The sequence below is a fragment of the Peteryoungia wuzhouensis genome (assembly GCF_003205195.1).
Classification (GTDB): Bacteria; Pseudomonadota; Alphaproteobacteria; order Rhizobiales; family Rhizobiaceae; genus Allorhizobium; species Allorhizobium wuzhouense.
In genome coordinates this window covers 91,694-113,131 of sequence record NZ_QJRY01000009.1, presented here as the reverse complement: position 1 = coordinate 113,131, position 21,438 = coordinate 91,694, and the positions used below count along the sequence as shown (strand labels likewise).

The 21,438-nt window shown below is 61.2% G+C and carries 20 protein-coding genes; 11 read left to right on the top strand and 9 right to left on the bottom strand.

What is annotated here, in order from left to right; translation table 11 throughout:
* The 4 genes from DMY87_RS21510 (at position 1) to DMY87_RS21495 (ending at position 7,259) form a co-directional block, all read left to right on the top strand.
* Positions 1 to 2,469, top strand: a complete 2,469-nt coding sequence (locus tag DMY87_RS21510) for a glycosyl hydrolase 2 galactose-binding domain-containing protein (protein ID WP_110793685.1) — start codon at positions 1 to 3, stop codon at positions 2,467 to 2,469.
* Between the two features lie 302 nt (positions 2,470 to 2,771).
* Entirely contained in the window at positions 2,772 to 3,656 is an 885-nt protein-coding gene (gene purU, locus DMY87_RS21505) for a formyltetrahydrofolate deformylase (protein ID WP_110793684.1), read from the top strand.
* Between the two features lie 99 nt (positions 3,657 to 3,755).
* Positions 3,756 to 6,680, top strand: a complete 2,925-nt coding sequence (locus DMY87_RS21500) for an aminotransferase (protein WP_110793683.1) — start codon at positions 3,756 to 3,758, stop codon at positions 6,678 to 6,680.
* A 171-nt stretch (positions 6,681 to 6,851) separates the two neighbouring features.
* On the top strand, positions 6,852 to 7,259 hold the full coding sequence (locus DMY87_RS21495) for a DUF3307 domain-containing protein (protein ID WP_110793682.1): 408 nt from the start codon (positions 6,852 to 6,854) through the stop codon (positions 7,257 to 7,259).
* Positions 7,260 to 7,262: 3 nt separating this feature from the next.
* On the opposite strand, the gene DMY87_RS21490 is transcribed toward DMY87_RS21495, so the two are convergent.
* Positions 7,263 to 8,165: a LysR family transcriptional regulator gene (locus DMY87_RS21490; RefSeq protein WP_110793712.1), complete on the bottom strand. Its 903-nt coding sequence runs from the start codon at positions 8,163 to 8,165 to the stop codon at positions 7,263 to 7,265.
* Between the two features lie 179 nt (positions 8,166 to 8,344).
* Between DMY87_RS21490 and DMY87_RS21485 the strand changes: the two genes are divergently transcribed.
* Together DMY87_RS21485 and amaB are read left to right on the top strand one after the other, a co-directional pair.
* Positions 8,345 to 9,628, top strand: a complete 1,284-nt coding sequence (locus DMY87_RS21485; RefSeq protein ID WP_110793681.1) for an NAD(P)/FAD-dependent oxidoreductase — start codon at positions 8,345 to 8,347, stop codon at positions 9,626 to 9,628.
* Positions 9,629 to 9,666: 38 nt separating this feature from the next.
* Positions 9,667 to 11,208: an L-piperidine-6-carboxylate dehydrogenase gene (gene amaB / locus DMY87_RS21480; protein WP_110793680.1), complete on the top strand. Its 1,542-nt coding sequence runs from the start codon at positions 9,667 to 9,669 to the stop codon at positions 11,206 to 11,208.
* Between the two features lie 92 nt (positions 11,209 to 11,300).
* On the opposite strand, the gene DMY87_RS21475 is transcribed toward amaB, so the two are convergent.
* From DMY87_RS21475 to DMY87_RS21460, 4 genes are all read right to left on the bottom strand, one after another.
* Positions 11,301 to 12,236 carry an energy transducer TonB gene (locus DMY87_RS21475; protein WP_110793679.1) on the bottom strand — a complete coding sequence of 312 codons (936 nt, stop codon included), beginning with the start codon at positions 12,234 to 12,236 and terminating at the stop codon, positions 11,301 to 11,303.
* Entirely contained in the window at positions 12,233 to 12,709 is a 477-nt protein-coding gene (gene exbD, locus DMY87_RS21470) for a TonB system transport protein ExbD (protein ID WP_110793678.1), read from the bottom strand. The genes DMY87_RS21475 and exbD overlap by 4 nt, the downstream gene beginning before the upstream one ends.
* A gap of 3 nt (positions 12,710 to 12,712) precedes the next feature.
* On the bottom strand, positions 12,713 to 13,609 hold the full coding sequence (gene exbB, locus DMY87_RS21465; RefSeq protein WP_425353520.1) for a tonB-system energizer ExbB: 897 nt from the start codon (positions 13,607 to 13,609) through the stop codon (positions 12,713 to 12,715).
* A 232-nt stretch (positions 13,610 to 13,841) separates the two neighbouring features.
* The gene (locus DMY87_RS21460; protein ID WP_165826400.1) at positions 13,842 to 14,765 is read right to left on the bottom strand and encodes a 1-phosphofructokinase family hexose kinase; all 924 of its coding nucleotides are present in this window, start codon (positions 14,763 to 14,765) and stop codon (positions 13,842 to 13,844) included.
* On the opposite strand from DMY87_RS21460, the gene DMY87_RS24295 reads away from it, so the two are divergent.
* A complete protein-coding gene (locus tag DMY87_RS24295; RefSeq protein ID WP_165826399.1) occupies positions 14,764 to 14,934 on the top strand; it encodes a hypothetical protein in 171 nt (56 codons plus the stop codon). The two genes, DMY87_RS21460 and DMY87_RS24295, sit on opposite strands and share 2 nt — an antisense overlap.
* 68 nt (positions 14,935 to 15,002) lie before the next feature.
* A complete protein-coding gene (locus DMY87_RS21455) occupies positions 15,003 to 15,620 on the top strand; it encodes a riboflavin synthase subunit alpha (protein WP_110793675.1) in 618 nt (205 codons plus the stop codon).
* A gap of 6 nt (positions 15,621 to 15,626) precedes the next feature.
* Here the strand turns inward: DMY87_RS21455 and DMY87_RS21450 are convergent, their stop codons facing one another.
* Positions 15,627 to 16,013, bottom strand: a complete 387-nt coding sequence (locus tag DMY87_RS21450) for a response regulator (RefSeq protein ID WP_110793674.1) — start codon at positions 16,011 to 16,013, stop codon at positions 15,627 to 15,629.
* A gap of 202 nt (positions 16,014 to 16,215) precedes the next feature.
* Between DMY87_RS21450 and DMY87_RS21445 the strand changes: the two genes are divergently transcribed.
* Entirely contained in the window at positions 16,216 to 16,605 is a 390-nt protein-coding gene (locus tag DMY87_RS21445; protein ID WP_110793673.1) for a hypothetical protein, read from the top strand.
* 54 nt (positions 16,606 to 16,659) lie between these two features.
* The gene (locus DMY87_RS21440) at positions 16,660 to 17,148 is read left to right on the top strand and encodes an MgtC/SapB family protein (protein ID WP_110793672.1); all 489 of its coding nucleotides are present in this window, start codon (positions 16,660 to 16,662) and stop codon (positions 17,146 to 17,148) included.
* Between the two features lie 14 nt (positions 17,149 to 17,162).
* Here the strand turns inward: DMY87_RS21440 and DMY87_RS21435 are convergent, their stop codons facing one another.
* Together DMY87_RS21435 and DMY87_RS21430 are read right to left on the bottom strand one after the other, a co-directional pair.
* Entirely contained in the window at positions 17,163 to 17,954 is a 792-nt protein-coding gene (locus DMY87_RS21435; RefSeq protein WP_245409001.1) for an SDR family oxidoreductase, read from the bottom strand.
* Positions 17,954 to 18,145 (bottom strand): DUF3008 family protein, encoded by a 192-nt coding sequence (locus DMY87_RS21430; RefSeq protein WP_110793671.1) that lies wholly within the window; start codon positions 18,143 to 18,145, stop codon positions 17,954 to 17,956. Before DMY87_RS21430 ends, DMY87_RS21435 begins: the two co-directional genes overlap by 1 nt.
* Before the next feature lie 130 nt (positions 18,146 to 18,275).
* On the opposite strand from DMY87_RS21430, the gene glgX reads away from it, so the two are divergent.
* Positions 18,276 to 20,354: a glycogen debranching protein GlgX gene (gene glgX / locus DMY87_RS21425; protein WP_110793670.1), complete on the top strand. Its 2,079-nt coding sequence runs from the start codon at positions 18,276 to 18,278 to the stop codon at positions 20,352 to 20,354.
* Between the two features lie 10 nt (positions 20,355 to 20,364).
* Here glgX and DMY87_RS21420 read toward each other — a convergent pair whose 3' ends face one another.
* Positions 20,365 to 21,423 carry a PAS domain-containing protein gene (locus DMY87_RS21420; RefSeq protein WP_245409000.1) on the bottom strand — a complete coding sequence of 353 codons (1,059 nt, stop codon included), beginning with the start codon at positions 21,421 to 21,423 and terminating at the stop codon, positions 20,365 to 20,367.
* Positions 21,424 to 21,438 lie beyond the last annotated feature (15 nt).

Sequence of the window (21,438 nt, the reverse complement as noted above, 5' to 3'; positions counted from 1 at the left end):
ATGACGGGCACGATCTATCTGGGAGCGGATGTCCGTCCGTTGGAAGCAGGCTGGACGCTACTCGTAACCGAAGCCGGTTGCCATGCCGACCCGTCGCAAGTCCATCGCCCCGCAGCACGCATTCCGGCGACCGTCCCCGGCACCGTGGCCGGGGCCTTGACCGATGCCGGCCTGTTTGATCCTCAAAACCCGCATCCGCTGCACGACAAGGACGCCTGGTATTTTCGCTCACTGGACGGCGAAGCACCCGGTTCGGCAATTCTGCGCTTCGAAGGTTTGGCGACCATCGCCGAGATCTATGTGAATGGGGTCCTCAAAGCCTCCAGCGACAGCATGTTCGAAAGCCTGGACGTCCCCGTCGACCTGACCGGACGCGATGAACTGGCCATCTGCTTTCGCGCGCTCCAGCCGCATCTTGACAAGCGCGGCCCCCGCGCCCGCTGGCGCCCCCAGATGTTCGACCACCAGGGCCTCCGTCTTGTCCGCACGACACCCCTCGGCCACATGCCCGGCTGGTGTCCCGGAATTCATCCCGTCGGCCCCTATCGTCCCATCCTTCTGATCCGTCCGGGACAGGACACGATCCACGGTCTTACCATACAGGCAGACCTCGACGACTTCGGCACCGGCAAGCTGACCATTCGCCTGAAACTGGAGGCTAGTTCCGCCGCCGCCATCCTCTGCTGCGGCCGAAGCGCGGAGCTGACGGCCGGCCCGGGCGGACTGTTCGAAGCCCGTATCAATCTGCCCGGCATCACCCCCTGGTGGCCCCGCACCCATGGCAATCCGACCCTGCACGACGTCACGCTCTCGATCGACGGTCGCCTCCATTCACTCGGCCTTGTCGGCTTCCGCCGCATCGAGGTGGACCATGACGACGACGGAAAGGGTTTTGGCCTACGGGTCAACGGCATTCCCGTTTTCTGCCGCGGTGCCGTCTGGACCAATGCGGATATTTTGCGCCTCTCAGGATCGGCCGAGATCTATGCGCCCTGGCTGATGAAAGCCGCCGAAGCCAACATGAACATGATCCGCATCGGCGGAACCATGACCTATGAAAACCGGGACTTCTTCGCCCTCTGCGACCAGCTCGGCCTTCTGGTCTGGCAGGATCTGATGCTGGCGAATTTTGACTATCCCTTTGCCGACGAGGCCTTCACGGGCAAGGTCGAACGGGAAGTCCGCAACCTGCTCAGCGCGCTGCAGGGTCATCCCTCGCTCGCCGTGATCTGCGGCGGCAGCGAAGTCTTCCAGCAGGGCGCCATGCTGGGCCTTCCAGCAACCGCCTGGAATGGCGCGTTCTTCAACGAGACTCTTGCCCGCCTGGCACACGAAGCTCGTCCGGACTGCGCCTATGTCGCCAATTCGCCCTCCGGCGGCGCCATGCCCTTCTCGCCGAACGAAGGCGTTACCCATTATTATGGTGTCGGCGCCTATCGGCGGCCGCTCGAGGATGCGCGCCGGGCCACTGTGCGCTTCGCTGCCGAATCTCTGGCCTTCGCCCATGTCCCGCAACAGCGCACCCTCGACCATCACCTGCCGGTCAGCCCCGTGCATGATCCGCGATGGAAGGCCCGCGTGCCCAGAGATCGCGGCGCCTCCTGGGATTTCGAAGATATCCGCGACCACTATCTCGAAGTCCTCTACGGTTTCGATCCGGCACGCCTGCGCCGCGAGGACCGGGGATTGTATCTCGACATCTCGCGGGCCGTGACCACAGAAGTGGTGACGGAAACCTATGCCGAATGGCGTCGGACCGGATCTTCATGCCGAGGCGCCCTCGTCTGGACCCTCCAGGACCTCGAACCGGGGCCCGGCTGGGGTGTCATTGACGCCATCGGTGAAGCCAAGCCCGTCTGGTATGGCCTGAAGCGCGCTTTCCGTCCGCTGCAGCTGCTGATGACTGACGAAGGAACAAACGGACTGTGTATACACATGATCAACGAGACGGCATGCGCCAAAGCGGTAAAGCTGGAGATTGCCTGCCTGCGCGACGGTCGCCATGCCGTGGTCAAGGGCAGCCGCGACCTCATCCTCGATGCGCACCGCACGGTCCAACTGGCAGCAACCGATCTTTTCGGTGCCTTCTTCGACACCACCTATGCCTTCCGCTTCGGGCCACCGTCGCATGATGTCACCGTTGCCCGGCTTCTTTCTGAAGACGGCAGCTTGCTTGCCGAAACCTTCCATTTCCCGCTCGGACGCAGCAAGGCACTCTATCCGGCAGAATTCGGACACACACTGAGCGCGGTCGACACCGGTTGGGTAATCGAGCTCACCGCCAACCAGTTCGCCCAGTCCGTTCATCTCGATTTCGAGCACTATCTGCCTGAAGACGACTGGTTTCATCTCGCGCCTGGACAACCTCGGACCATCCGCCTGTCGCCACGCACAGGCACCGACGCGAATGTGAGACCGAGCGGCACTCTCGCCCATCTCGGGAGCCGGAACGGCTATTCTATCTCCTGACCATCGGCGACAAACCAAAAGCGTCGCCTGCAACTTCACCAGCACTGTCGCCGAAATCCGCCCCCGGCCATTCAATGACGACGGGGATGCGTCTTTGGAAGACGCAACGGGAACGGAGTTTTCCGCCTTCTCGCCTAATCTCGCATCCCAGACACGAGCGGGGCGGTCGCCGACGGACGAGAGATGCATATGGCATCTGGCGATCTTCCACCTCGCAAACAACCGGTTGCACAGGCGGCGCTTTCCGAATTGCCGCAAATACGATAGAGACGCGCGGCAGATCCGCAGGGAGAAGAGAACCGATGAAGAGCTATGTTTTGACAGTGTCCTGTGCGTCCACGCGCGGTATCGTAGCGGCGATTTCCGGTTATCTCGCGGACCAAGGCTGCAACATCGTCGACTCGTCCCAGTTTGACGATCTCCATACAGGCCAGTTCTTCATGCGCGTCTCCTTCATTTCCGAAGAAGGCGCGACCCAGGCAAAGATCGAACAGGGCTTCGCACCGGTCGCCGACCGCTTCGGCATGAGCTGGAACCTCTACGACGATGCCAAGCGCGAAAAGGTCCTGCTGATGGTCTCGCGCTTCGGCCATTGCCTCAATGACCTGCTCTATCGCTGGAAGATCGGCGCCCTGCCGATCGAGATCGTCGGTGTCATCTCCAACCACTTCGACTACCAGAAGGTTGTCGTCAATCACGACATCCCCTTCCACCACATCCCTGTGACCAAGGCCAACAAGCCCGAGGCCGAGGCTCGCATCATGGATATCGTCGAGCAGACCGGGACGGAACTGATCGTGCTGGCCCGCTACATGCAGATCCTCTCTGATCAGATGTGCCAGAAGATGTCGGGCAAGATCATCAACATCCACCATTCCTTCCTGCCGTCGTTCAAGGGAGCGAACCCCTACAAGCAGGCCTTCGAGCGTGGCGTAAAGCTGATCGGGGCAACGGCGCACTATGTCACAGCCGATCTCGACGAAGGTCCGATCATCGAACAGGACGTCGCACGTATCACCCATGCGCAGTCGGCGGATGACTATGTCTCAATCGGCCGCGACGTCGAAAGCCAGGTGCTGGCGCGCGCCATCCATGCCCATATTCATCACCGCACCTTCATCAACGGCAACCGCACCGTCGTCTTCCCGGCCAGCCCTGGCTCCTATGCCTCTGAGCGCATGGGCTGAGTAATTTAGCCAGGAAGTACAGACGACCGTTCTCCCGGGATGGACGCTTGACATCGGTCTGGATAATGTCGCCGCCATGATTCCTTGGGGGGACCCTTCATGGCCGACTCGGCTCTTCTTCAGCGCACTGAACTCTCGCGTCCGGATGTATCCATTTCGGACGCAAAAGCCATTCTGGGCGACTTCTATGGCTTCCATGGAGAGATACGTGAACTCGGCAGTCAGCAGGACCGCAACTTCCTGATTGACACCGGACCTGAACGCTTCGTTCTAAAAGTGACCCGAGCCGAGTACCCCTATGCTGAACTTGAGGCGCAGAACCATGCGATGATGCATCTGCGCAGTCTGGATCTGGGTCTCGACATTCCCGAACCGATCGCCACGCTAACCGGCGAATACATTCCACAATGCGAGATCGCCGGCAGTTACTACTGGCTGCGGGTGCTGACATTCCTCGACGGCCAACCGTTGACACGGCAGAAATTCCTGACGGAGGATCAGGTCGCGGCGCTCGGTGATGTCACGGCCCGCGTCGCCCTTGGCCTGAAGGATTTCAAGCATCCCGGCCTCGAACGGGAGCTGCAATGGGACCTGCGCCGGGCTGGACCGGTTGCGTTGCATCTGCTGAAATCGGTGAATGATCAGTCCAAGCGGGACCGCATCGCAAAGGCGATGATCGTCGCGGTGAAGCGGATGCAAGCGGTCGCTCCCGAATTGCGCCTGCACGCCATCCACCATGACGTAACGGACGACAATGTGGTCGCCCGTCCGGGTTCCAATGCCCGTCTCATGCCGGTCGGCGTCATCGATTTCGGGGACGTGATGTACGGCTGGCTGATTGCCGACCTTGCGGTTGCCTGTGCCGCCCTGCTGCATCATGCGGAAGGCGATCCCTTCTTCATCCTACCCGCCGTCAAGGCATTCCATGCTCGCTATCCTCTGACGCAAGCCGAACTCATCGCTCTCTGGCCGTTGATCGTTGCGCGTGCGGGCGTGCTTGTAGCCAGCAGCGAGCAGCAATTGTCGATCGATCCGGACAACGAATATGTCCTGGGCAATGCTGCCCACGAACGTGAGATTTTTGACACCGCGACATCGGTCCCTTACTCGCTGATGGAGACGGCCATTCTGGACGCTGTCGGCCTTGCCCGATCGGCCGAAATGACCTTCGCCACGCCACTTCTCCCGGACGTTACCCCGGAAAACCTGCGTCTCACCGACCTCAGCGTCACCAGCCCCGATTTTGTCGCCGATGACTGGGCAGACCAGGAAGTCGACTGGAAGCTGCTTGCCCGCGCGGCGATGGAGACCGGTTATTCCTCAACACGTTATGGCGAGTACCGCCTCTCCTACACGCGCCGGCTGTCCGAGCGTGCGCCGGCGACCTTTGCCCTGCACATTGACATGTGCCTGCCGAGCGAGACACGGGCCATTGCTCCCTTTGATGCGACGGTGAAGCGGAACGGCCACCATGTCATCCTGTCTTCGCCTGAACTCGCTCTGCATCTTGACGGCATCGATTGCCCACTGGAAGACGGCGCAAGCGTCGCAACCGGAGACAGCATCGGCCAGGTTGCCGGCGCGGCCGGCAGCATTGGTGGCCTGCGCATCCAGCTGTGCCGCGATACGGATCTGATCCCGCCGCTCTTTGCCAAACCGCACCAAAGTGCTGTCTGGAGCCAGCTGTGCCCGTCGCCTTCGCGCCTCCTGGGTATCGGCATCGACGCCCCAGCACCGCAGAGCGAGGCCGTGCTGAAACGGCGAAACAAGAGCTTTGCAAAGCCACAGAAGAACTACTACGCAGCCCCGCCGCAGATCGAGCGTGGCTGGAAGGAACACCTTTTCGACGTCACGGGTCGCGCCTATCTCGACATGGTCAACAATGTCAGCATCCTGGGCCACGGCAATCCGACCCTGGCTGCGGCCGTCGGGCGACAGTGGTCCATGCTGAACACCAATTCGCGTTTTCACTACTCGGTCGTCGCAGACTTCTCCGACCGGCTGGCAGCACTTGCCCCGGAAGGGCTGGATACGGTCTTCCTGGTTAACTCCGGTTCCGAAGCGGTGGACTTGGCGATCCGTCTCGCCTGGGCCCACAGTGGTCGCCGCAACATCCTGAGCCTGCTGGAAGCCTATCACGGCTGGACTGTCGCGAGCGACGCCGTCTCGACATCTCTGGCGGATAACCCGCAAGCGTTGGAAACCCGTCCGGATTGGGTCCACCCCGTTCTCTCGCCCAACACCTATCGCGGCAAATTCCGCGGCGCCGGAGCGACGGAAGGCTACGTTGCAGCCGTCGCGGAAACCATTGCCGCCATCGATGCACGGGGTGATGGCTTGGCCGGCTTCATCGCAGAAAGTGTCTACGGCAATGCGGGCGGAATCCCGCTTCCACCGGGGTACCTGCAACAGGTCTATGCCATGGTCCGCGCACGCGGCGGCCTCTGCATTGCTGACGAGGTGCAGGTGGGTTATGGCCGCCTCGGCCATCACTTCTGGGGCTTCGACCAGCAAGGCGTTGTACCCGACATCATCACGATCGCCAAAGGCATGGGCAACGGCCAACCGCTCGGCGCCGTTATCACCCGCCGCGAAGTGGCCGACAGCCTCGAGCGTGAAGGCTACTTCTTCTCGTCTGCGGGTGGCAGCCCGGTCAGTTGCATTGTCGGCATGACGGTGCTCGACATCATGCAGACGGAAGACCTGCAGAGAAACGCGCGCGAAACCGGCGACTACCTGAAGGCACGTCTCGAAGCGCTGGGCCAGCGGTTCCCGTTGGTCGGCGCGGTTCATGGCATGGGGCTTTACCTGGGGCTGGAATTCGTCCGCGATCGGGAAACGCTGGAACCTGCCACGGAGGAGACGGCAGCCATCTGCAACCGTTTGCTGGATCTCGGCGTCATTATGCAGCCGACGGGCGACCATCTTAACGTTTTTAAAATAAAGCCGCCGCTCTGCCTCGCACGTGAAAGTGCCGATTTCTTCGTGGATACCCTTGAAAAGGTGCTCTCCGAAGGGTGGTGACAGGCAAGACCTGAGACCGCAGATCCTTCAAATTCGCTAAGCGGGGCCTGCAAATTGGCACCCGCTTGGCAACGAGGTAAAAAGCCCAAATCTGGGTATACGAAATGGCGGCTTCACAGCCTTTCATTGAGTGGTCTATCGTCAAGGCAAGGACACCTCGAAGGAAAGCGCATGCCCATCATCCCAGAGCAAATCTCTGCCCACGTGCTGATTTGGGCCACCGCTCTGTTCATCCTGAAGCAGTTGGTCGCGGATTTCGTGCTCCAGACCAGCTGGATGGCCAGGGGCAAGGAGCAGCAATCCAGATGGCTCTTCCCCCTCGCGGCCCACGTGACCATCCACGCGCTGACAACGCTGGCGATTTGCCTGCTGCTTTCGCCATCCCTCGCATGGCTCGCCCTGGTTGACCTGCTCGTTCATGCCGCCATAGACCGCAGCAAATCCCTGATACAGATCCGACTACAGTTCAAACCGGACCAGAGTGGCTATTGGTGGATGTTGGGTTTGGACCAGACGTTGCATCACGCCACGCATCTCGTCTTCGCGATCACGCTCGCATCGGCCAGCACGGCCCCCTGATCGTCAACCTGCCATCTCGCGCGCCAGTTCCTCAACGATCCAGGTACGGAACTTGACCAGCGGCGGATAGGCCGAACGCTCGCGTGGATAGGCGAGGTAGTATCGCTGTGCGCTCTGCATTGGCCGGTTCACGGCTGCAACGAGATCACCGCGTTTCAATTCTTCACGGATGAGAAAAGTCGGCAGCAGCGCGACACCCAATCCACCGACCGCAGCTTGTGAAGCGGTGGCGAACTGGTCGAACAGCATGCCATGCACGCTGCCGAAAGCCACACCATTCTCCGTGAACCACCGCTCCCAGGCATCGGGCCGTGTCGTCAGATGCAGCAACGGCGCGGACAGAAGGTCGTCAGGCGCCCCTATTCCATGCGCAAGCTTGAAGCCCGGACTGCAGGCCGGTAGCGTCTCCTCCTGCATCAGGAAGGCAAGCTCCGCTCCCGGCCAGATGGCATCGCCGAAGTGAATGGCCGCATCGATGGAATCCAGCCGAAAATCGAAGGGAGAGAGACGCGTCACCAGATTGACGGTGATCCCGGCATTGGCCTCGAGAAACCGCCCAAGCCGAGGGGCGAGCCAACGCGCGCCGAAAGTCGGCAGGATGGCGAGATTCAGAGTTCCGCCATGCGGATTGGCCTTCAGGTTCAGCGAGGCACTCGAGATGCGTCGCAGCGCCTCGCGGATTTCGCGTGCGTAGCTGTCACCCGCCACGGTCAGGCGGATGGTCTGACGCTCCCGCAGGAACAGTTCCACACCGAGCTGGTTCTCCAGCGCCTTGATCTGACGGCTGACAGCACTCTGCGTCAGGTCGAGCTCCCGCGCTGCTGCCGTGACGCTGCCGGTTCGGGCTGCGGCCTCGAAAGCAGTCAGCAGGGAGAGTGAAGGCAGAAATCGGCGGGCAGCCAGCATGGTCATGCCTTTTCGGAATGAACTCTTGAGAATTTATCGCTGGAATGGGGTAGAATGCTCTTCTAGAAATCGCAAGATGATACGAAGTGGAATGATCTGGGAGACAGGCGCACGCGCCGGATCGATCTTCGGCTCTACCGTTTCGCCCTCCTCAGCCACCGTCCTTTGGGGACCCGCCCATGCTTGATGATCCACGCTCACACGGCCTCTGGGAAAAGACGGCGCCGTTACCACCGGCGACGGCAAAGCTGCAAGGCGCAGCCAGGGCGGACGTTGTGGTGATCGGTGGCGGCTATACCGGTTTGTCCACCGCCCTGCACCTCGCGGAAGCCGGCACGTCGGTGGTGCTCCTCGAAGCACGCGAGATTGGCTTTGGCGGTGCGGGTCGCAATGTCGGCCTGATCAACGCCGGCATGTGGGTCATGCCCGATGACCTGCCCGGCGAACTCGGCCCTACCCATGGCGAGCGCCTGCTGGAGCTTCTCGGCAACGGCCCCCGCGCGGTGATGGAGATTATCGACCGCCATGGGATCGCGTGTGAACTGGAGCGGCAGGGCACACTGCATTGCGCTGTCGGCACCGCTGGCCGCAAGGAGATCGAGGCACGTGCCGAACAGTGGCAGCGTCGCGGCGCGCCGGTCGAGCTGCTCGACATCGCAGAAACCGAATACAAAATCGGAACGCGTGCCTATCAAGGCGCGCTGCTCGACAAGCGTGCGGGCACCCTGCAACCGCTCGCATATGCGCGTGGCCTCGCCCATGCCGCCATGAAGGCCGGCGTCAGCCTGCATACATCGAGCCCGGTCGACAATTGCGAACGCACGGCAGATGGCTGGCGCGTGATGACCGCAGAAGGCTCCGTCGATGCCCAATGGGTCGTCGTCGCCACCGACGCCTATAGCGAAGGCCCCTTCGCGGCGGTCCGCGAGGAGCAGATCCATCTGCCCTATTTCAACTTCGCCACGGTGCCGCTCGGCGATAACTTGCGCAAATCGATCCTTGCCGAACGCCAGGGCTGCTGGGACACGAAGGAGGTTCTCTCCTCCTTCCGCATGGACAAGGCCGGCCGCATGGTGTTCGGCAGCGTCGGCGCGCTGCGTGGAACTGGCCTCTCCATTCATCGAAACTGGGCTCGTCGTGCCCTGAAAGCGATTTTCCCGCAGATCGGCGACATTGCCTTCGAAAGCGAATGGTATGGCCAGATTGGCATGACCACCAACGCGCTCCCCCGTTTCCACAAATTCGCACCCGGCGTGATCGGATTCTCCGGCTATAACGGCCGGGGCATTTCACCCGGTACCGTCTTCGGCAAGACACTGGCCGCCCACATCCTCGGACAGTTGAGCGAAGACGAACTCCCCTTGCCGCTGACGGACCCGCAAGCACCACCCTTCCGCAGCATCAAGGAAGCATGGTACGAGGCCGGCGCCCAATTGGCGCATCTGGCCGGCGCCCGATTTTGACCAGACAAGACCCAGGTAGACCTGACGGAAGGACCATCATGACCCTCGCCACACTCACGTTTTCGGCCGAAATCACGTCGCTCATGGCAAGCTTCGGCGTTGATGAAAAGGCGCTGAAAGGCGGCACGCTCGCCGTCCGTTCCCCGATCAACGGTGAAACCATCGCCAACGTTGCCGAAATCTCGACCGACGAAACGCGCAAGGCCATCGACGCCGCCCACAAGGCCTTCCTCGAATGGCGCCTCGTTCCGGCCCCGCAGCGCGGCGAACTGATCCGCCTGCTCGGCGAAGAACTGCGCGCAGCCAAGATCGAACTCGGCCGCCTGGTCTCGATCGAAGTCGGCAAGATCACCTCGGAAGGCCTGGGCGAAGTCCAGGAAATGATCGACATCTGCGATTTCGCCGTCGGCCTGTCGCGCCAGCTCTACGGCCTGACGATCGCGACCGAACGCGCAGAACACCGCATGATGGAAACCTGGCACCCCCTCGGCGTCACCGGCATCATTTCCGCCTTCAACTTCCCAGTCGCCGTCTGGTCCTGGAACGCAGCGCTTGCGCTCGTCTGCGGCAACCCGACCGTCTGGAAGCCGTCGGAAAAGACCCCGCTCACCGCCATCGCCACCCAGGCGATCTTCGAAAAGGCTCTGAAGCGCTACATCGCGCAAGGCGGCAAGGCACCGGCCAACCTCTCGACCCTGTTGATCGGCGGCCGTGACATCGGCGAGATCCTGGTCGATCATCCGAAGGTGCCGCTGATTTCGGCAACCGGTTCGACCGCCATGGGCCGCACCGTCGGCCCGCGCGTCGCCGCTCGTTTCGGCCGCTCGATCCTCGAACTCGGTGGCAACAATGCCGCCATCGTCGGCCCGTCGGCAGATCTTGATCTGACCCTGCGTGGCGTCGCCTTCGCTGCCATGGGCACCGCCGGCCAGCGCTGCACCACGCTTCGCCGCCTCTTCGTCCATGAAAGCGTCTATGACACACTGGTTCCGCGGCTGATCAAGGCCTATGGCTCCGTCACCATTGGCAACCCGCTGGAGGCCGGCAACCTGATTGGCCCGCTGATCGACAAGGGTGCCTTTGACCGCATGCAGCACGCGCTCGACGCCGCGCGTAGCGCCGGTGGCAAGGTTCATGGCGGCGACCGCGTCCATGGCGAGGCCGCGTCCAGTGCCTATTATGCACGTCCGGCGCTCGTCGAGATGCCGGAACAGGTCGGCCCTGTGATCGACGAAACCTTCGCCCCGATCCTCTATGTCATCAAATATAGCGATTTCGATCAGGCGCTGGCGCTGAACAACGACGTGCCGCAGGGCCTGTCCTCCTCGATCTTCACCAATGACATCCGCGAGGCCGAAGCCTTCGTCTCCGACCGCGGTTCGGATTGCGGCATCGCCAACGTCAACATCGGCCCTTCTGGTGCCGAAATCGGTGGCGCATTCGGTGGCGAAAAAGAAACCGGCGGCGGCCGCGAGTCCGGCTCCGATGCCTGGAAGGCCTATATGCGCCGCCAGACCAACACCGTGAACTACGGCCGCACACTGCCGCTCGCCCAGGGCGTGAAGTTCGACATCGAGTAAAACAACAAGGGCCGGCGCTGCTGCGGCGCCGGCCGTTCAATCGTGGTCCTGACGATCCGGTCATCAGCGACCGACAATCTCATCCGCTCCCATCAGCGCAGGTTGAAGCGCACCGGTGCCGTGACCGTCTTGTTGACGCCCGGCGGCGGAGCGGGCACGGGAGAGGCGTTGCGCACCATCGCGACCACCGCATCGTCGAGCGTCGCGAACCCGGACGAGCGCGACAGCGAAACCGACAGGACGTTGCCGGCATCATCGATCCGGAACCGCACATAGACAGTCCCTTCCTCGCGATTGCTGCGCGCTTCCGATGGATAACGCTTGCGCCGCTCGAGATGCGACATCAGCCGCAACTGCCATTTGGCGGGAGACACACTGCTGCCGGCACCGCTGCTGGAGGCGCGTGCGGCATTGCGATCAGCCTGGGCGACTTCCGCCTTTGCCTGCCGCGCTGTCCGCGAAGCATGTGCCGGTGCCTGCTGCTTCTTCGCCACTTTCTTCTTCGGCGCGGTCGGCTTCTCGACCTTCGGCTCGGGCTTTGGAGGCCGTATCATCGGGATCGGCACCTCGACATTCTCGAGTTGCGCCATCACCAACTCTTCAATCGGATCGATTTCCTCGACCGGCTCCGGCAAAGGTTCGGGTTCCATGATCGGCGGCGGCTCGATGACCTGTTCAGCCACTTCGGGTAAGGGTTCCGGCACTGGTTCAGGCACAGGCTCGGGCAGAGGCTGCACAGGCGGCGGCTCGTCAGGTTCCGGCAGCGGCTCACTGGAGGCGGTCTGGACCTCTTCGGCGTCAACCTGATCGGTCGAAACCTCGGTCTCCTCGGTAATCTCCGCTTCCGGCTCCGGCGCCAGTTCGATCATGATCGCTGGTGGTGGCCCGCTGTCCTCCGTGGCGACCATGGGGTCACGCAGCAGCAGGGCAACAGCCCCGGCATGGGCCGTCACCACCAGAACGCCGGCCGTCGTCCACAGCAGCCATTCGCCGAGCACACGTCCTGTGGAACGGCTCTCCCCGCTCATGGCTTCGGCTCCGCAGCAGGTGCAGTCGTCTCGGCGGCGCCGTGAGGCACCGGCAGGCTTTCGAGCCCGACCAGCGCGATCTTCAGATATCCGGCATCGCGCAACAGGTTCATCACCTCCATGAACTTGCCATAGTCGACCGCCTTGTCCGCACGCAGAAAGATGCGGGCGTCCTTGTTGCCGTCGCTGACGCGGTCGAGGGACACGCCAAGCGCCTCGCGCGTGACGGTGTCGTTGCCGAGCGAGAGGCTCATGTCTTCCTTGAGCGTGACATAGATCGGCTCATCCGATCGCTCCGCCGGCTTCGCCGTCGAGGCCGGCAGGTCGACATTCACGTCAACCGTAGAGAGCGGTGCCGCGACCATGAAGATGATCAAGAGCACAAGCATGACGTCGATGAACGGCGTCACGTTGATTTCGTGGTTTTCCGCCAGGTCGTCGCCCGATTGTGCATCGCGAATGCCGCCGGCCATGACTTACTCCGCCGCCTGGAGGTTGGTGGCCCGGATCGACAGCGCACTTTTGCGAAAATCGAGATCGCGGCTGACCAGCCGTTCGATGCCAGCCGCAGCATCGGACACAAGCTGGCGGTACCCGGTCACCGAGCGGGCAAAGACGTTGTAGATGATGACGGCCGGGATTGCCGCGACAAGGCCCACGGCGGTGGCAAGCAGTGCCTCGGCGATGCCGGGAGCAACGACAGCGAGGTTGGTCGTCTGTGTCTCGGCAATGCCGATGAAGGAGTTCATGATGCCCCACACGGTTCCGAACAGCCCAACGAAGGGGGCCGTCGAACCGATACTGGCGAGCACGCCCGTTCCCTTGGCCATCTGGCGACCTGCACGCACCTCGAGGCGTCCAAGTGCGGAGGAAACGCGTTCCTTGACGCCCTCGGCACCGGCACGATCAATGGCCCCGTCAGAGAGCATCATTTCATGTTCGGCGGCCCGCACCATGGACGCAACGACGCCGCCACGCCTTTCAAGCAAGGCCAGAGCATCTTTCAGGTTCGCGGCCTTCGCGACCGCTTTCAGTCCTCGCGCGGCGCGGGCGCGGGCACCGAACAGCTGAAGCGTCTTTGCCAGCCACACGGTCCAGGTCACGAGTGAAGCAAAGCCGAGCGCAAGCATCACGCCTTTGACGATCCAGTCAGCGGCCATGAACATGCCGACCGGCGACAGGTCATGCGGAAGGGAACCGCGCGCGGCACCGATGTCGACGGGTTCGACCGCTGGAGGCAGTGCCGTCGGTTCGATGGTCTGAGATGTAGCGGGAACACCGTCTGACATCTGTTGTGCGCCCACCGGTCCAGTTGCCGGTTCGAAAGCACCATCGCCCGTGGCTGGGGCCTGAGCACAGGCGACGGAAGCCATGAGAAGCACAGCGAGCGCAATGCCGATGCGCAAGGCCGAATGTCCCGTATGGGTGAAAGACACTGGGAGCTCCCTATGAGATGGTGCGAATAAGGGCGAGCGCCATCAATGCGACCGCAATGTCCTCCTCAATAATAAACTTGAGTTTTTTTGACAAGAAATAATGGTGCCGCAGGTCGCAATTTCCAGAATTGCATGTCGGAAGCAGCCCAGACCTGCCGAAGCGACAGGATCAGTCCTTCGCGGTGGCGTAGAGCCGCAAGACATCCTCACGCCGGCAGAGCTCGGTACCCGGGGTCATCACTGCTGCGGCTCCGGCCGCCTGTCCAAAAAGGAATGCGTCTTCGATGTCATGCCCTTCCGACAGCGACCAGACGATCCCCGCGACGAAGCTGTCGCCGGCTCCCGTCGCCGAGTTCACCGGAACCTGGATGGCAGGGAGCCGAATGATGGTCTCGGCGGACACCAGGATTGCCCCATCGGCCCCCAGCGTCACCGCGATGTATTCGGCGATCCCGCGTCGAACATAATCCTGCGCCACCGGCCCGACGCGATCATGATCCAATCTCTCGCCAACAAAGGCTTCGAACTCACCCAGGCTTGGCTTGACGAGAAACATACGTGCCGAAGAGAGGGCGGACGCCAGTGCCGGTCCGGATGTGTCGAGAACGAACCGTGCGCCGCGCGCTTTCGCTGCGTCGGCGAGGCGCACATAGGTATTGTCGGGTGCTCCCCGCGGCAGGCTACCACTTGCCACGATGTAGTCGGCATCGCTGGCGCAGACCGCCTCGATGACGGGGGCCAATTCGGCTTCCGTTACCAGTGGTCCTTCGGGAACAAAGCGATATTCGAGATTTGTCGAGATCTCATGCACCGCAAACGCGACTCGAACGGGATCATGGATGGGAAATGGGCGTTCGACGATCGGCAGAGGCTGCAGCATAGCCTCCAGAAGTGTACCCGTATCCCCGCCCGACAGAAAAGCCAGTTCGCAGGTGCCGCCGAGCGCCGCGATGACACGGGCGACGTTGACGCCGCCGCCGCCGGGAAATTGCTGCTGGTTGTGGGTTCGGGTCTTGTGCGTATGCCGCACGGCATCTGCATCGCTGGAAATATCGATCGCGGGATTGAGGGCAAGGCACAGGATTTTCGTCATGGAAACCATCGATGTACTGGCGGGGATAAACAGGCTGCGCGGCAATGCTGCAGATGTAATCCGACCACGCCCTGCACGGCAAGCGCTGCAAAAGCCGCATGCGCATGCAGATGCCGCCATTCGTCGACGCTACGGTTCCGATGCCGTTCACCAAATGCAGACGCAGTGATCTCGCGTTGGGCATTGCCTTTGCCTCTGGAGACATTACCTTCCGGCAAATTCGCAAGGAAACCGCTCATGTACACCGGCATCGTCCAGACCGTCGCCCCCGTCGAAAACGTCGTTCGCCACGACGGCTACACCACATTCCATATCCGTTTTCCAGAACGGTTGATGAGCGACCTGCAGATCGGCGCGAGCGTGTCAGTGGAAGGCGTCTGCCTCTCCGTCACCTCGATGACCGGAACAGACGTCACGTTCGACGCCATGGACGCCACCTTGGAGCGCACAAATCTCGGCACGCTGAAAACAGGCAGTCAGGTGAATCTGGAGCGCTCGGCCAAGCCGACGGACGAAAATGGCGGGCATAACATTGCCGGTCATATCGCGACCACCGCCCAACTGGTCGCCGCCAAGATGGAGATGCCGGGCGCGTTCATTCAGTTCAAGGTGCCCGACGAATGGGCCAAATACGTCTTCAAGCGCGGCTACCTCGCCGTCAACGGTGCCAGCCTGACCGTCGCCGAAGCCGATGAGAACGTATTCACCATCAACCTCATTCCGGAAACCCTGCGCCAGACCACGTTTCCACGGTACAAGGTTGGAGATTGTCTCAACATTGAGGTCGATCATCAGACAATGGTGATGGTCGACGTCGTGGAACGGACACTCGAACGGTTGATGGCCAAGCGCTGATACGGGTCAGTGACGTCCTTGGAAACGACCGTGCGGGGTGTCGGTCATCAGTGACGTCAGAACCTTCCGGTAATCCGCAGGCTTAGGTGCGCACAATTCCTCCGGGATGCCGTTGGCCTCAATCTCCTTGATCGCCGAGCCCGAGACGATCCGGAAAGGAATTCCGGCCTGCCGGAGCTTCTGAACGATCGGTGTCACCGCTCCATCCCGGACCTGGAAGTCCAGGATCGCTCCAGCGATGTGTTCACTAGCCAGAATCTCGAGCGCATCCCGAACAGTCTCGGTTGTGATCACGGCAACACCAGCCTTCGAGACTGCATCGGCCGCATCCATGGAAATGAAGACGTCGTCTTCGACGATGAGAATGGTGTCGATTGCCAGTGCCTGTCGCATTGTCTTTCTCCTTCTGCAACCACAACGCACCTCCGCACGCTTTGTTCAGTTTTTCTTAAATTGCCAAATATCATGGTAAACAATAGGTTAAGAGGATTTGGCGCAGATCCGGGCCGACAACCTCTAGGATTGCATCCCCTCGCACCAGGGAACAACGCTGCCACGCCTGCGTTTTCACGTCGAAACGAACGGGAGAACATCCATGCAGATTGTAGCGACGAAAGTGCACGAACCGACCGGCTCCAGCTCCGGCTTCACCGTGGAGTTCGAAGGTGATGGCGGCGAACGTGTGTCGGTGGTCATGGCGCAGTCGCAAAGCGGCGGCGTGACCAGGGAAAACGCCTTGGAAAAGGCGCAGGTCATTCTCTTGCAGGCGGGAAGCTTCGGTGCAGCGAATGACGACACGGCAGCGAATGGCAATTATCCAGTGGATGGCGAGCCGAGCGATGCCGTGGAGAGCCTGATGCAGGAACGGGAAGAGGCCGGAAAGCCCGGAAGCAACCTGCAGGAAGGTCTCGAAGACACGTTCCCGGCAAGTGATCCGGTCTCGTCGACCTATACCTCGACAGCTGCCCGCGATCAGAAGAACTGATGGTGGAAACGGCTCCGGTCTTGGCCGGAGCCGATCCCGTCATGGAAAACAGCCATGCCACAGGAACTGACCGCGTTTGGAACCGAAACGACGCTCGCTCTCTCCTCCATCGTCATTCGCCTGTTGGTCGCGCTCGCATGCGGGGCGGCAATTGGCTTTGAACGAGAGTGGAGAAGCCACGCTGCCGGCCTTCGGACGCATATACTCGTCTGTCTATCGGCAGCTATTGTCGCCATTCTGACGATCGAGATCGCCCATCACCCAGCTTTCGATGGAGAAGAGGTCCGAATTGACCCTTTGCGTCTCGTTGAAGCCGTCACCGCAGGCGTTGCCTTTCTTGCGGCGGGCATGATCGTCTACGCAAAAGGACGGGTCACCGGGCTGACGACCGGAGCCGGCCTCTGGTTCGCTGGCTCTATTGGTCTCTCCTGCGGCCTGGGTTTTTGGCAGATCGGCCTGATTGCGACCGGCTTTGCGTTGAGCGTGCTGTGGCTGGTCAACCTCCTTGAAAATCGCATCCCGAGCCGCACCGACGATCGGTGACGACACCGTTCATCTCATCGCAGGAGGCTTTGTCCGCCGTCGACCCATATGGGCGTTCCGGTCACATGACGCGACGCAGACGAAAGAAGGAAGTGGATCACCTCCGCAACCTCTTCGATGCTGCCCGATTCTCCCCCCGTCAGGGGAATGTCGCCCTCGGGAAACGCGACCGGAACTTCCGTTTGCTCGCGGCCACGCAATGCCGTGTTGTCGTCAATGCTGGTATCGATTGCCCCCGGACACACAGCATTGATGCGAATGCCATGACGGCCCAGCTCCAAGGAAAGCTGTTGAACCATGGCGAGCTGTGCGGCTTTGGTCGCCGAATAGGCCGTAGCGCCGGGTGTGGTGAATGTTCGCGTCCCGTTGATGGAAGAAACGACGACAATCGATCCGCCCGTCAGCTTCATCGGACCGACGCAGTGATGCAGCGTCAGGAATGTGCCACGCAGGTTGATGGCAATCGTCTTGTCGAATTCCTCTGGCATCAGGTCGTCGATTGGCGCCCAGGTGCCGTTCACCCCGGCATTCGCAACCACCATGTGCAATCCATCCCGCTCTGAAAGGAGCGTTGCCACAGCCTGCTTCATCGCCTGATCGTCGCTGACATCCGCGACAAGCACCATTCCGTCCCCACCGGCGGACCGGATCTCTGCAAGTGCGTCCCTCAACTCATCCTCAGTCCTGCCGAGAAGGCCGACATAGGCACCACGCGAGGCAAGCTTCATGGCGGCACCCCGGCCGATCCCGGAACCGGCACCGGTCACAAGAGCAGTCTGACCCACCATTTCCGGCTGTTGACGCATTATTTCTTGCCTTCCGCATGCTCTGGCTTGCCTTTGTGTTTCGTTGCGGCAAGCGCCTCGAGTTCACGCTCGCTCATGCTTTTTTCCATGCTTTTGGAAGCGCCCTTCAGATCCGATTTCCTGGCATCGCCGCGTTTTGCGGCAAGCGCTGCCCCGGCGGCTTTTTGCTGTGCCTTGGACTTGGCTGGCATTTGTCATCCTCGCAATTGGTCGACGTGCCCAAAACAACCGCAACCGTCATGGATTGTTCCGGCCGGAGCACCGGAACAAAGATCCCTCCCGCCGCTTTACGGGGGACAAACGCCACGCACCGAGGAATTCATGGACACCAACAGCAAGCATTTCCACGTTGAAGCCGGTGACTGGCACCGTTTTGGCGCCCATTTTGACGGCAAGGGCACGAACTTCGCCCTTTTCTCCGCCCATGCCGAGCGCGTCGAACTCTGCCTGTTTGACGACAGCGGTAAGATTGAAACGGCCAGGATTACTCTGCCGGAATATACCCACGAAGTCTGGCACGGATATCTTCCCGACGTGAAACCCGGCCAGCTCTACGGCTATCGTGTGCACGGCCCCTACGATCCCGGCAACGGCCACCGCTTTAACGCAAACAAGCTGCTGCTCGATCCCTACGCGCGTGAAATCGTCGGAGACTTCGACTGGAACCAGGCCCATTTCGCCTATGATCTCGACAGCGAGGAGAAGGATCTCACCTTCAACGACCTCGACAGCGCCCCCTATATGCCGAAATGCCGTGTGGTTGATCCATTCGCCAACCCATCGACAAACGGCTTCTCCGGCGTCCCGTGGGCAAAGACCATCGTTTATGAGACCCACGTTAAGGGTTTCACCAAGCTCAACCCTGCGGTCCCCGAGAACCTGCGCGGCACCTTCGAAGGGATGGGCCACAAGGCAGCGGTCGACTACATCAAGAGCCTCGGCATAACGTCCGTCGAACTGCTCCCCATTCACGCCTTCCCCGACGACAGCCACCTGATGGACAAGGGTCTGCACAACTTCTGGGGCTACAATACGATCGGCTTTTTCTCGCCCGCCAGCCGGTATTACGGTCCAAACGGCATTGCCGGCTTCCGCGACATGGTCCGCGCCTTCCATGACGCCGGCATCGAAGTCATCCTCGATGTCGTCTACAATCACACGGCAGAAGGCAACGAACTCGGTCCGACCCTGTCTTTCAAGGGTATCGACAATTTCTCTTACTACCGCACCTTGCCCGACAATCATCGTTACTACATCAACGACACCGGCACCGGAAACACGGTCAACACGTCGCACCCGCGCGTCTTGCAGATGGTGCTCGACAGCCTGCGCTATTGGAAGGAAGAGATGCATGTCGACGGTTTCCGCTTCGACCTCGGCACGATTCTCGGCCGTGAACCGGAAGGTTTCGACCAGCGCGGCGGTTTCTTCGACGCAATCACGCAGGATCCCGTCCTGTCGAACGCCAAGTTGATCGGCGAGCCGTGGGACATCGGGCCCGGTGGCTATCAGGTCGGCGGCTTCCCGCCGGGCTGGGCCGAATGGAATGACAAATATCGCGATTCCACCCGCGATTACTGGTTGAACGGCGACAATTGCGCCCCGGACTTCGCAGCCCGTCTTCTCGGGTCCGGAGATATCTACGACATGCGCGGCCGGCGCCCTTGGTCGAGTGTCAACTTCATCACCGCCCATGATGGTTTCACGCTCAACGACCTCGTGTCCTACGACCAGAAGCACAACGATGCCAATGGTGAAGACAACAACGACGGACACAACGACAACCGCAGCCACAATTACGGCCACGAAGGACCGACGGACGATGAGGGAATTAACGCCCTCCGGGAGCGCCAGAAGCGCAATTTCCTCGCAACGTTGTTCTTCTCGCACGGCACACCGATGCTGCTCGCCGGCGATGAGTTCGGCCGTTCGCAGATGGGCAACAACAACGGCTATTGCCAAGACAGCGAGATCAGCTGGCTGCACTGGGAGAACCTTCCCCCGTCCTGCGAGGAGTTGCGGTCATTCACCACCCGATTGATTGCCATGCGCACGGAGCAGCCCCTGCTGCGGCGAGAAAACTGGCGCGATGGCATGAACATCGATTGGTACAACATGACGGGAGGAGCGCAAAAGCCGGAGCATTGGCTCGACGGCAATCCGCTCGCGCTGAAACTCCAACGCCAGGACCTCGAGGCCGAAGAGGGTGTCTGGCAGGAGGTGCTGATGTTGTTCAACCCGGTCGATCAGGACACGGAATTCACCATTCCGAAAACAGACGGTGGCGACTGGACACTGGAATTGACGACGTCAGATCCAGGTCGGACAGGCGATGTCGCAGCGGAAGCCGCAGGCTTCATGATGGAAGCGCGCTCCTTCGCTTTGTTCCGCCGGGCGTAAGGCTGATCTTTCAGCTCGCGTCCACGCGGGTCAGCACTTCGAAATCGTACAACTGCCCGGCGACAGAAATGCGCCGGGCAGAAATCGTCACGTCGATGACCTGGCCGTCGGCGCCGTGGATCTCGCCGCGCTGGCCGCTATACCCACCGTCCAGATCCAGCAGTCGCAACCGCTCCGCACGCGCCTCGTCTCCCTTCACCACGCCAGAGGCAACCATTTCGCTGCCCCGAATATCGTCCCAACTCTTGCCGATCAGATTGAGATAGGCCTGGTTCACGCGCACATACCGCGAATTGCGCTGACCGATGCTGGAAATGGAGAAGGCAACCGGCGAAAGCTCGAACAGAGCCTGGATGACAGGCCCTGAGAGGGCAGTCGCCTCGGCCTGATCGATGAGATCACGGCTAAACCCGGGATCCTCTGTATTGTCGGAAAGTTCGTAGTCGGCAGGCATCGCCAGCTCGTCGCGCAAGACGGCGACCAGACGCCAGAGATCGACCTCAAGAAAATGCGGCTTATGCGCATCGTCCACCTTATCCAGAGAGGTGGGAATGGAAGCGATCGAGGCCCGAATGCGCCGGCCTTCGAGATCATTTTTGCCGGAGGACAGGAGCGCTTCGAGCTTGCTGACGGTCACCTCCCGCAGCAGGGCGTAAGCGTCCTGCAGCTTTGTGGCGCGCGCGGCCTCCACCTCTTCCATGGGAACCGTGTCGTCGGAAACAGGCAGTTCTTCCAGAATAGCCCAAACCTGCTCTTCTTCTGGACAGTCTTCATAACCTTGGGTGCCCTGCGGCGCATAGCGCACGAGGGCCAGGATGGTGTCCACGCCAAAGGCGCTGACATCGACCGGCTCGGAAGTGCCTTCTGCATCCGTTCTGATGGCGGTCAGCCGCGTCGGCCCACCATTGTCGTCGAAGTAGACGCTGACCTCGGAGACGAAGTCCGGAAAATTGAGCCAGGGATGCTCCACTCGGAATGCAGACAGGGCTGCACTATCCAGAACCGTAACGGCGTACATGCCATTTCCTCCACTACCGGCGATCATACCGTGGGTTTTGCCCTGATCCAACTCAGGATCATACTC

Excerpts from the sequence above, each read along its gene's own strand:
- DMY87_RS21510 (WP_110793685.1), top strand. The coding sequence starts at position 1 with ATGACGGGCACGATCTATCTGGGAGCGGATGTCCGTCCGTTGGAAGCA.
- purU (WP_110793684.1), top strand. The coding sequence starts at position 2,772 with ATGAAGAGCTATGTTTTGACAGTGTCCTGTGCGTCCACGCGCGGTATC.
- DMY87_RS21500 (WP_110793683.1), top strand. The coding sequence starts at position 3,756 with ATGGCCGACTCGGCTCTTCTTCAGCGCACTGAACTCTCGCGTCCGGAT.
- DMY87_RS21495 (WP_110793682.1), top strand. The coding sequence starts at position 6,852 with ATGCCCATCATCCCAGAGCAAATCTCTGCCCACGTGCTGATTTGGGCC.
- DMY87_RS21490 (WP_110793712.1), bottom strand. The coding sequence starts at position 8,165 with ATGCTGGCTGCCCGCCGATTTCTGCCTTCACTCTCCCTGCTGACTGCT.
- DMY87_RS21485 (WP_110793681.1), top strand. The coding sequence starts at position 8,345 with ATGCTTGATGATCCACGCTCACACGGCCTCTGGGAAAAGACGGCGCCG.
- amaB (WP_110793680.1), top strand. The coding sequence starts at position 9,667 with ATGACCCTCGCCACACTCACGTTTTCGGCCGAAATCACGTCGCTCATG.
- DMY87_RS21475 (WP_110793679.1), bottom strand. The coding sequence starts at position 12,236 with ATGAGCGGGGAGAGCCGTTCCACAGGACGTGTGCTCGGCGAATGGCTG.
- exbD (WP_110793678.1), bottom strand. The coding sequence starts at position 12,709 with ATGGCCGGCGGCATTCGCGATGCACAATCGGGCGACGACCTGGCGGAA.
- exbB (WP_425353520.1), bottom strand. The coding sequence starts at position 13,609 with ATGGCTTCCGTCGCCTGTGCTCAGGCCCCAGCCACGGGCGATGGTGCT.
- DMY87_RS24295 (WP_165826399.1), top strand. The coding sequence starts at position 14,764 with ATGGAAACCATCGATGTACTGGCGGGGATAAACAGGCTGCGCGGCAAT.
- DMY87_RS21460 (WP_165826400.1), bottom strand. The coding sequence starts at position 14,765 with ATGACGAAAATCCTGTGCCTTGCCCTCAATCCCGCGATCGATATTTCC.
- DMY87_RS21455 (WP_110793675.1), top strand. The coding sequence starts at position 15,003 with ATGTACACCGGCATCGTCCAGACCGTCGCCCCCGTCGAAAACGTCGTT.
- DMY87_RS21450 (WP_110793674.1), bottom strand. The coding sequence starts at position 16,013 with ATGCGACAGGCACTGGCAATCGACACCATTCTCATCGTCGAAGACGAC.
- DMY87_RS21445 (WP_110793673.1), top strand. The coding sequence starts at position 16,216 with ATGCAGATTGTAGCGACGAAAGTGCACGAACCGACCGGCTCCAGCTCC.
- DMY87_RS21440 (WP_110793672.1), top strand. The coding sequence starts at position 16,660 with ATGCCACAGGAACTGACCGCGTTTGGAACCGAAACGACGCTCGCTCTC.
- DMY87_RS21435 (WP_245409001.1), bottom strand. The coding sequence starts at position 17,954 with ATGCGTCAACAGCCGGAAATGGTGGGTCAGACTGCTCTTGTGACCGGT.
- DMY87_RS21430 (WP_110793671.1), bottom strand. The coding sequence starts at position 18,145 with ATGCCAGCCAAGTCCAAGGCACAGCAAAAAGCCGCCGGGGCAGCGCTT.
- glgX (WP_110793670.1), top strand. The coding sequence starts at position 18,276 with ATGGACACCAACAGCAAGCATTTCCACGTTGAAGCCGGTGACTGGCAC.